Below are 9,173 nucleotides of genomic sequence, written 5' to 3' on the forward strand. Positions count from 1 at the left end.
GGGCCGAGCTTCCCCACCCGGTACGTCAGCGGGCGCGTTCGTACTGGACGGGCCAGATGTTGTCGGCGCGCAGCCGGTCGGCGGCGTGCAGCGGCCAGTGCGGGTCGCGCAGCAGCTCGCGGCCGAGCAGCACCGCGTCGGCCGAACCCGAGGCGACGATCTCCTCCGCCTGCTCGGGAGCGGTGATCAGGCCGACGGAGGCGGTCGGGACCTCGGCCTCCAGCTTGATCTGCCGGGCGAACGGGACCTGGTAGCCGGAGCGCACCGGGATCTTCGCGTCCGGGATCGCACCGCCGGTCGAGGCGTCGATCAGGTCGACCCCGCGCTCGGCGAGCAGCTTGGACAGGCGCACCGAGTCGTCGCCGGTCCAGCCGCCCTCGGCCCAGTCGGTCGCCGACAGGCGGGCGAACAGCGGCTTGCCCTCCGGCCATGCGGCGCGCACCGCGTCGGTGATCTCCAGCAGCACCCGGACCCGGTTCTCGAAGCTGCCGCCGTAGGAGTCGGTGCGGTCGTTGACCAGCGGCGAGTAGAACTGGTGCGCCAGGTAGCCGTGCGCGAAGTGCAGCTCGACGACGTCGAAGTCGGCCTCGTCGGCGCGACGCGCTGCCGCGGCGAACTTCTCGGGCAGCTCAGCGACCTCCTCCGCGGTCAGGGCTCGCGGAGCGGCCAGGTCGCCGAAGGCGTTGCCGGTGGAGCTGACCGTCTGCCAGCCGCCCTCGGACTCGTCGACGGTGGCGCCGCCGGCCCACGGCTGACCGGTGGACGCCTTGCGGCCCGCGTGCGCGAGCTGGATGCCGGTGGCGGCGCCCTGCGCGTGCACGAAGTCGTTGATCCGGCGCCAGGCCGCGACCTGCTCGTCGTTGTAGATGCCGGTGTCGTGCGGGGTGATGCGGCCTTCCGGCACGACGCCCGAGGCTTCGGCGATGACCAGACCGGCGCCGCCGATGGCGAACTGGCCCAGGTGGACCAGGTGCCAGTCGTTGGGCACGCCGTCGGTGGCCGAGTACTGGCACATGGGCGAGACCCACGCGCGGTTGCGGACGGTCAGATCACGCAGCTTGATCGGTTCAAACAGATGGCTCACACCGAGCATGACGACCGCGCGGAACGAGATATTCCGGCCCCGACGAGGGGTCTTCCTCACAACCCGGCCCGACACCGCGCCTCCAGGCGGGGGGCTTCGAATTTCGCGCGAAGTTCGAGTCGAATCTTTCGGACTCGAATTTCGCGCGAAATTCGAACGGTGACGGGCCTCAGGCGAGGCCGACCGCCCGCTGGGCGAAGTAGATCTCGGTCGCGACCTGCCGCAACGTCTCCGCGACGACCAGCGAGCCGTGTCCGGCGTCGTAGCGGTAGAACTCGAACGGGATCTCCCGCTCGCCCAGCCGGTCCAGGTAGTTGAGGATCTGCTGGATCGGGCAGCGCGGGTCGTTGTCGCCGGCCAGCACCAGGACCGGCGCGCGCACCTGGTCGATGTAGGTGATCGGCGAGGCCGTCTCGTAGACCTCCGGGATCTCCTCCGGGGAGCCGCCGAACAGGGCGCGGTCGTAGGCGCGCAGCGGCTCCATCTCGTCGGCGAACGCCGAGACGTAGTCGGCCACCGGCACGCCCGCGACACCGCCCGCCCAGCGCTCCGGCTGGGTGCCCAGTGCCAGCAGCGTCAGGTAACCGCCCCACGACGCGCCCGCGACGACGCTCAGCGCCGGTGTGGTCAGGCCGGACTTGATCGCCCAGTCGTGCACCAGCGCCACGTCTTCGAGCTCGGTCGTGCCCGGCCTGCCCTCGATGGCGTCCCGCCAGGCGGAGCCGTAGCCGGTGGAGCCCCGGTAGTTGATCTCCACGACGGCGAACCCGGCGTCCAGCCAGGCCGCGCGGTAGGCGGAGAACCGGTCCTCGTCGGCCGCGTGCGGGCCACCGTGCAGGCTGAACACCGTCGGGATCGGGCCGTCCCCGGCGCCCTCCGGCCGCGCGACCAGCGCGTGCACCGCGTCGTTCGGGCCGTGCGGGACCTCGACGAACACGTCGGTCACGGGTGCGGTGCCCGGCGGCCGCTCGCCGGGCGGCGTCAGCAGCACCCGGTCGTCGCCGGTGGACGACACCGTGCGCACCAGCGACGGGGTCGCGGCCGAGGACCACACGTACTCCACGGCGTGGTCGGGCCGCACCGAAGCGCCCGCGACGGTGCCGGGGGGAGTGGCGAGCTCGGTGAGCTCACAGGAGTCCAGGTCGTAGCGGTGCATGGTGGTGCGCGCGTGCTGGGTGTGTGCGATCAGCAGCGCCTTGCCGTCGGGGTACCAGTCGGCGGAGACCTCGCCGGGCAGGTCCAGTTCGATCTCGGTCTCGGTGTCGGTGACGACGTCCCAGATCAGGAGCTCTTCCTTGCCGCGGCGCTCGTGCAGCACGAGCAGCCTCGGGTCGCCGGTGACCGGCGCGAACTCCAGCGCGTCCAGCGACTTGCCGGGCCCGTCCCACTTCTCGGCGACCTCGGAGCCGTCGGTGCGCAGCACCCGCAGCGCGGGGTGGCGGGAGTCGCCGTGCTCGGAGTGCGAGATGACGAGCATGGTCTCGTCCCAGGACATCGCCGACAGGCCGCCGTCCTGCTCGTGCTCGTAGAGCACCTCGGGCGAGCCGCCATCGCGCACCACCCACACGGTGACGCCGTCATCGGTGGACATGCCGAGCCCGGTCACCGAGCTGCCCAGCTCCAGCCCGGCCGGGTAGCCGGGGTGGGTTCCGGGGACGGCGGGCTCGGGGTCACCGGCCTCGAACGGCTGGACCTTCCAGGTGCCGAACTCGTCGCCGTCGGTGTCGTCGAACCACCAGATCTGGCCGCCGTCCACCGACAACGTCCCGTGGAACGTCCCCTGTGGACGGTCGGTGACCTGGCGGTGCTCGTCGGAGTCGCGGTCCCAGGCGTAGATCTCCCAGGTGCCGCTGAAGTTCGACACGTACAGGCTGCGCTGCGGCGCGTCCCGGGCCCAGTCGGGCAGGGACACGCGCGGGGCGGTGAACCGCGTCCGCCACCGGGCCTCGCGCTCCGGGTCGTCGAACAGCGCGCTGGGGGTCTTCGCCTCGGGATAGGTGCTCACGTCCCCGATACTGCCCGATCGGCTCGGCGGGTGCGTGCACCCGGTCTCAGCGGTTCTTGCTTCGGGCCCGGTAGGCGGCGACGGCGTTGCGGTTGGCGCAGGCGGTGGTGCAGAAGCGGCGGGAGCGGTTGCGGGTGAGGTCGATGACCACGCCCCGGCAGTTCTCGTCGGCGCACACCGACAGCCGGGACATCTCGTCGAGCCGCACGACGTCGACCATCGCCATCGCGACCTCCACGATCACCCGGCGCGCCAGCGGGGCGTCGGTGTCGATCGCGTGCAGGTGCCAGTCCTCGTCGCCGTGCCGCACGAGCTGGGGGAGCGCTCCCGCCTCGGCGAGCATGGCGTTGACCAGCTCCGCCGCCCGGTCGCGGTCGGTGGTGAGCAGGTCGCGCAGGACCGGTCGCAGCGCGCGGAGCTCGTCGAGCTCGGTCTCGTCGCGGTCGTGGCGCCCGGTGTAGCGGTGTTCGGCGAACCAGGCGTCGACGGCCTGCACGGTGGTCAGCGAGTCGGGGTCCTCGGCGCTGTTGACCAGCGAGACCGCAGCCTGCAGCGCCGCCTCCGTGTCATGGCCAAAAATCATGTTGACATATTACACCCTCGTCCATAGCGTCATTTGCCATGACTCGGTTAGCAGATGACAGCGCTGGTGTGCGCGTTCCTTCGAGGCTGGTCAGCGGGCTGCTGCTCGCACTGCTCTCGGCGGCCTCGTTCGGCATCTCGGGTGCGCTGGCGCGCGGTCTGCTCGAAGCCGGGTGGAGCCCGGGCGCGGTGGTGCTGGCCCGGCTGAGCGTCGGCGCGCTGGCGCTGGCTCCGTTCGCGCTGATCGCGCTGCGCGGCAGGTGGTGGTTGCTGCGCGCGCAGGCCCGCCCGGTGCTGATCTACGGCGCGCTCGGCATGGCGGGCACGCAGTTCTGCTACTTCTCCGCGGTGAGCACGATGGACGTGGCTCCCGCGCTGCTCATCGAGTTCACGGCCCCGGTGGCGATCGTGGGCTGGTGGTGGCTGCGGCGAGGCCAGCGGCCGCGACCGCTGACGGTCCTGGGGGCGTGCTCGGCCATCGCCGGACTGGTGTTCGCGCTGGACCTGGCCTCGGGCGCGGACATCGCGTGGACGGGCGCGGCGTGGGCGTTCGCGGCGATGATCGGCAACGCCGCGTACTTCCTGGTCTCGGGCGAGACCGACGGCGTGCTCCCGCCGATCACCCTGGCGGGCGCGGGCCTGGTCCTGTCCGCGGTCATCCTGGCGGTCCTCGGTGCGATCGGAGTCCTGCCCATGCACGCGAACTTCGCCCCGGCCGTCTACGCGATCGGCGAAACCCCCTGGTGGGCACCGCTCGTGGCGCTCGGAGTGATCGCCGCGGCCATCGCCTACACGACGGGGACGGCCGCCACCCGACGCCTCGGTTCCCGCCTGGCCTCCTTCGTCGCCCTCATCGAGGTCGTCACCAGCGCCCTGTTCGCCTGGCTGCTCCTCGACCAGCGACCGGGCCCGGCGGTGATCGTCGGCGCCCTGCTGATCATCACCGGAGTCGTCCTGGTCCGCCTCGGAGACCGAGACATGGCCTGATCACCGCCGCACCTCGAAGAGGAAGCACCCGAACTCCACGGCGCGGACGTGCACAAACGCCACGGCCGGATCCATCAGCAGGTCGGAAGCGGTCTGCTCGGAGAGCCCGGTCCTGCCGTCGAGCAGGCAGCCGCCGAGGATCCGGCCCTCGGCGGAGTAGGCGCGCAGGACCCGACGCGACCCGCGGATCTCCTCCGGCCAGCCCGGATCGTCCGGCCCGGCGCAGGTGTCCGCGTGGATGAACACCGGCCCGACCTCGTCGTAAGCCCCGGGCGCGACCCCGTTCTCGGCGGCCCACCGCCGCAGCGGCGCGTAGCTCACCAGGACCACGCGCTCGCCGGCGCGCACCCGACGCAGGCAGCACCGCAGCGGTGCTCCTCCGGCCTCATCGATGAACGGCTCTATCCCGCGTCCTGCGTCGTCGACGCTTCGCAGCTCGGCCAGGACTCCCTCGGCGATCGGCAGCACTCGAAGATCCATGCCCCGATCGTCGTCGCCGGGAGCACCCGAATCCGGCGGAAATCGGCCATCGCGCCGGTTCAGGGGTTGCGGCGGGCGATCGCCGTCGACAGCGCGGTGGCGAAGGCGCACCACGCCACGTAGGGCGCCAGGGCGGCCCCGGCTCGCGCATCGGCGCGCGCCGTCCGCGCGAGCAGGTCGACCGAGCTCGCGGTCAGCGCAGCGGCCTCCACCGCCGCCCAAGAGGGACGCCGCGCGCCCCAGAAGACCCAGGTCCAACCGGCGTTGAGCAGCAGGTTCGCGGTCAGGGCGGGCACGAAACCAGAACGCCGCGGGAGCTTGGACAACGCGACGGCCGAGGACACGGCGATGTCGGCGTACAGCGCGGTCCACACCGCCCGGAACACCTGCGGAGGCGGCTGCCACCGGGGCTTGCGCAACTCCCGGAACCACACCCCATCGGCATCCACCGCACTCGCCCCGACGACCGCAGCAGCCGTGACCGCAACCCCGCTTCCCACCAACGCACGCCACCGCATCCAGCGATTCTCACCCCACCAAACTCAACCCGCCCACGCGGAACCAAGCTCGTCCTACGAGGTCATTGGGCATAGGAAAAGGGCCTGGTCTGAACTCCTTGTGGAGTCCTGACCAGGCCCTTTGCCTTGTCGGGGTGGCGGGATTTGAACCCACGACCTCTTCGACCCGAACGAAGATCCGGATCGGCGGTGAGCACGCGCGCTTGCCGTATTCGCAGGTAGAGCCGTTGGTCTGCGTTGGTCTCAAGGTGCCCGCATTGCCCTCCGGGAGAAAGTTCTCTCCCAGATTTCTCCCAACTGCTGATCCAGCACCCCGGCCGACGGTGTGCCGTCGCCAACCCTCGCTCCAATCCACAGTCGTGACGCCCGGGGTACGACGGAAACCGCCACGGAGTGTCACCTCTCGTGGTTACGCTCAGGATATGGATCTTGGAATTAGGCATGACGTGCGCACCGACCTAACGCAGCTGATTGACCTGGCCAGCTTGTTGGTCTGGTCCGACGACGACAACAAGTGCGGCGTGCGGCACCACACCGAGGACCAGAAGAAGGTCTTGGATGCCGCCGAGGAGCGACTCGCACTACATGGGCTGGGGCAGCAGATCGCTGGCGCGGGCGAGTGGCTGGAGGAGCCCATCGTGAACAGCGATGCCTTCGCCGACGCCATGGATCTGCCGCTGATCGCCTTCAACGTCGCCGCCGGCTGCAGCGAACCTGTCCGGTCGGTGCTGGGCGAGATCATCGCGCGCGAGTCCGTGGTGGGCCTGTGGAACGAGCACACCAGCACCTCGCCGCTGCAGGTGTTCGACGCCTGGGCAGAACAGGTCCGGGCCGTGTCCATCCGCCTCGCCGGTGCTTTCCGGCATCGCTACAACACCTCCGCCAAGCCCTGGTCCCCGTGACCTCCTGACCCGGCGAGCGCTTTGCCTCTGCACCGACCGGGTGTGGAGGTGAGCGCAAGCTCGCCGGCGGAATCGGCCGGGGGCAGCGCTGCGGTGGGTCCTGGATCTCGGGGTCGTACTCGACCGAGATGACGACCTCTTCGTCGTGCGGGCAGTGGCCGACCGCGCGGTGCTGTTTCGGCATCCCCAGGTCGCAGAAGGCCGCCCATGCCCGCAGGGTCGTGTGCGGGGCAGGGTCGACGTCCGGCACGCGACCAGCCAGTGCGCGGGACAAGCCCGACGAGATGGTCCAGGTCAGGGGCGGCAGGCCCAACCGGTCGGCCTCGGCCAGCATTTCCGCAAGCGCACTGGTGGTTTGGCGCTGCGCGGCTCGGTCGAGTGCGGCGCGCTCAGTGTCGATCAGGTTCGTTGAGCTCATGCAGCGATCTTCTCGCGCCACTGCCACCGGAGGCTGTTCATCGGGGGACGTGTCGCCCCGGACTCAGCGGCGGCCTTCGGGTTCCCAAGCTCGGTGAGCTTTCGTCGCTGTTGAATGGCCCTGCCTGGGGACGGGTCATCGTCGATGTCAGTGGACTGGCGGGCGGCCAGCGGCCTGGTCGTCCTTCCGCCCGCAGGCAGGTGGCATTCAGTGTCGGCGGACGGTATCGGGTGTGAAGGGTCGAAGGGCCTTGGGTGGGCTTGCTGGCTGGGCGCAGGCTGGCGCTGTGAGGACGCTGTGGAACGGTGTGATCAGTTTCGGGCTGGTGGCGATCCCGGTTGGGTTGGCGGCGGCGACGGAGTCGCGCTCGGTCAGCTTCCGGCAGGTGCACCGAACCGACGGGGCTCGGGTGCGTCACGAGCGGGTCTGCACCGCGGAGGATCGCCGGGTGCCGTGGGAGGAGATCGCCAAGGGCTACGAGCTGCCCGACGGCCGCATGGTGGTCATGTCCGAGGACGAGCTGGCGGAGCTGCCGCTGCCCAGTGCGCACACCATCGAGGTGGCCGAGTTCGTCCCGACCGGCGCAGTGGATCCGATCCTGTTCGACCGCTCGTACTTCCTGCAGCCGCACCAGGTCGCACTCGGCGCCTACGGCCTGCTGCGCGACGCGATGACCGAGACCGGTCATGTGGGGCTGGGGCGGGTGGCGATCCGCACTCGGGAGCGGTTGTCGCTGCTGCGGCCCTATGGGCCAGGGATCAGCCTGGTCACGCTGTTGTGGCCGGATGAGGTGCGGGAACCGGATTTCGGATGGCTCACCGACCAGGCACCGCAACCCCGAGAGCAGGAACAGCGGATGGCCGAACAGCTGGTCCTGTCGCTGTCGAGCGCGACCTTCGACCCCATCGGCTACCGGGACCACTCACGCGAGGCCCTGCAGACACTGATCGATGCCAAGCTCGCCCACCGCCAGATCGCCGTACCGGAGCCCCGCTCGCAGGAGACTGCGGATCTGGAAGAGGCGCTGCGAGTCAGCCTCGACCAGGCCCGCCAGGCGCGCAGCGCTGGGCAGCGTGAGACCGGGTGAAGGAGCAGGGGCGAGCGGACGACGAAGCGCCCCGCGTCGCCTTGATCAGGTGGCGCGGGGCGCTGTCGTGTCCACCGTCGGCACTTCCCCTACCTCGGTGAACGGGTGTGCTGTCGAGGCACACATCAGCGATACTAGACCACATGTTCGAACGCGTCCAAGCCCATCCGCCCCCACGCCCGGGTGACGATAGGGAGCGACGCCCGCCCGTGCCCGTGCGCGTGGACCTCGCTGCGGCATTCGCGGTCCGACCTGCAGAATCCGGCTCAGAGCTGCCCAACGGATGGGACATGCAGGCGACTGTGGACGGCGAGCTGGTCGCCTGGCGGCGGGACACCGATGGCCGCTGGTGGGGCGAGGTTCGTATTCGTCTGCAGCGAGGCGTGGCGCCTGAGGCTGGCGGGGTTCGGCACCTGTGGTGGGTGCCAGCGCACGCGGTGAGCCCTCGCTCGCGCGGTTAGTTCTCGCCCTGTTGGGTCCTCAGCTGTTCGAGCACGTCTTCCCAGGTCCAGCGGTGGTGCCCGCTGGGCAGCGTCAACGACGGCTTGAGCTTCCCCTCGCGGACATAGCGGGCGAGCGTGCTCGGGTTGATTCCGAGACGCTTCGCGACCTGACCTGACGTCAGTAGCTCGTCCGCCACGAATCGGACCGTATGCGTCCCTTCGAGTGAACGCTCATCATCTGCCATGTATGCCGTGATCAAGCCCTATACTCGCGTTCACCACGATTGCCACGGTTGTCCGATTTGGGGTGGGCGAGGTGGAGCTAGACGTTGTACTGATCGACAATCGGGAGTGGTACGTCTGCCCGGTTAGAGGGCATCGCTGCGGTCGCGTTTTGGTGGACCTTGGCGCGATGGGTCTGGATGCACTCGACTGGCACGTTCGTAGCGCTCACCAGCTGGCCCTCTCGATTCGCCCGGACTCCACCAACACGAGGAGTGCCAAGCAGGTGACTCAAGCGCCGCGTGATGAAGAGGCGGGCTAGGAGCTGTTTAGGAACCGATCTTGGTGAGGCTGCGGAGCCAGATGTCGATGGTGGCGACGTGCACGGTGGCTTCGTAGCGGAGGGCGAGTTTGTCGTACCGGCAGGCCACGGCACGGTGGTGTT

Annotated in this window: 9 protein-coding genes and 1 tRNA gene; 3 read left to right on the forward strand and 7 right to left on the reverse strand. The window is 70.0% G+C overall.

Annotated elements, in window-relative coordinates; translation table 11 throughout:
* Positions 1 to 25: 25 nt before the first annotated feature.
* From E1181_RS08215 to E1181_RS08225, 3 genes are all read right to left on the reverse strand, one after another.
* A complete protein-coding gene (locus tag E1181_RS08215; RefSeq protein ID WP_132673353.1) occupies positions 26 to 1,093 on the reverse strand; it encodes an NADH:flavin oxidoreductase/NADH oxidase in 1,068 nt (355 codons plus the stop codon).
* 160 nt (positions 1,094 to 1,253) lie between these two features.
* A complete protein-coding gene (locus E1181_RS08220) occupies positions 1,254 to 3,089 on the reverse strand; it encodes a S9 family peptidase (RefSeq protein ID WP_132673354.1) in 1,836 nt (611 codons plus the stop codon).
* A 46-nt stretch (positions 3,090 to 3,135) separates the two neighbouring features.
* Positions 3,136 to 3,672 carry a CGNR zinc finger domain-containing protein gene (locus E1181_RS08225; protein ID WP_132673355.1) on the reverse strand — a complete coding sequence of 179 codons (537 nt, stop codon included), beginning with the start codon at positions 3,670 to 3,672 and terminating at the stop codon, positions 3,136 to 3,138.
* A gap of 68 nt (positions 3,673 to 3,740) precedes the next feature.
* On the opposite strand from E1181_RS08225, the gene E1181_RS08230 reads away from it, so the two are divergent.
* Complete coding sequence (locus E1181_RS08230; protein ID WP_207922049.1) at positions 3,741 to 4,658, forward strand: EamA family transporter; 918 nt, start codon at positions 3,741 to 3,743, stop codon at positions 4,656 to 4,658.
* Here the strand turns inward: E1181_RS08230 and E1181_RS08235 are convergent, their stop codons facing one another.
* The 3 genes from E1181_RS08235 to E1181_RS31340 form a co-directional block, all read right to left on the reverse strand.
* On the reverse strand, positions 4,659 to 5,138 hold the full coding sequence (locus tag E1181_RS08235; protein ID WP_132673357.1) for a DUF1203 domain-containing protein: 480 nt from the start codon (positions 5,136 to 5,138) through the stop codon (positions 4,659 to 4,661). It lies immediately after the preceding gene.
* Positions 5,139 to 5,197: 59 nt separating this feature from the next.
* Positions 5,198 to 5,656 (reverse strand): TspO/MBR family protein, encoded by a 459-nt coding sequence (locus E1181_RS08240; protein ID WP_132673358.1) that lies wholly within the window; start codon positions 5,654 to 5,656, stop codon positions 5,198 to 5,200.
* Positions 5,657 to 5,785: 129 nt separating this feature from the next.
* Positions 5,786 to 5,972 (reverse strand) — tRNA-Pro (locus tag E1181_RS31340).
* 106 nt (positions 5,973 to 6,078) lie between these two features.
* Between E1181_RS31340 and E1181_RS08245 the strand changes: the two genes are divergently transcribed.
* Positions 6,079 to 6,558, forward strand: a complete 480-nt coding sequence (locus E1181_RS08245) for a hypothetical protein (protein WP_132673359.1) — start codon at positions 6,079 to 6,081, stop codon at positions 6,556 to 6,558.
* Positions 6,559 to 7,262: 704 nt separating this feature from the next.
* On the forward strand, positions 7,263 to 8,063 hold the full coding sequence (gene ku / locus E1181_RS08250) for a non-homologous end joining protein Ku (protein WP_268952443.1): 801 nt from the start codon (positions 7,263 to 7,265) through the stop codon (positions 8,061 to 8,063).
* 457 nt (positions 8,064 to 8,520) lie between these two features.
* On the opposite strand, the gene E1181_RS08260 is transcribed toward ku, so the two are convergent.
* Positions 8,521 to 8,703 (reverse strand): MerR family DNA-binding transcriptional regulator, encoded by a 183-nt coding sequence (locus E1181_RS08260; protein WP_235876615.1) that lies wholly within the window; start codon positions 8,701 to 8,703, stop codon positions 8,521 to 8,523.
* Positions 8,704 to 9,173: the final 470 nt, after the last annotated feature.

This window comes from Saccharopolyspora terrae, from assembly GCF_004348435.1.
GTDB lineage: Bacteria > Actinomycetota > Actinomycetes > Mycobacteriales > Pseudonocardiaceae > Saccharopolyspora > Saccharopolyspora endophytica.

Coding starts and splice junctions, on each gene's coding strand:
- E1181_RS08240 (WP_132673358.1), bottom strand. CDS start 5,656: ATGCGGTGGCGTGCGTTGGTGGGAAGCGGGGTTGCGGTCACGGCTGCT.
- E1181_RS08225 (WP_132673355.1), bottom strand. CDS start 3,672: ATGATTTTTGGCCATGACACGGAGGCGGCGCTGCAGGCTGCGGTCTCG.
- E1181_RS08215 (WP_132673353.1), bottom strand. CDS start 1,093: ATGCTCGGTGTGAGCCATCTGTTTGAACCGATCAAGCTGCGTGATCTG.
- E1181_RS08235 (WP_132673357.1), bottom strand. CDS start 5,138: ATGGATCTTCGAGTGCTGCCGATCGCCGAGGGAGTCCTGGCCGAGCTG.
- E1181_RS08245 (WP_132673359.1), top strand. CDS start 6,079: ATGGATCTTGGAATTAGGCATGACGTGCGCACCGACCTAACGCAGCTG.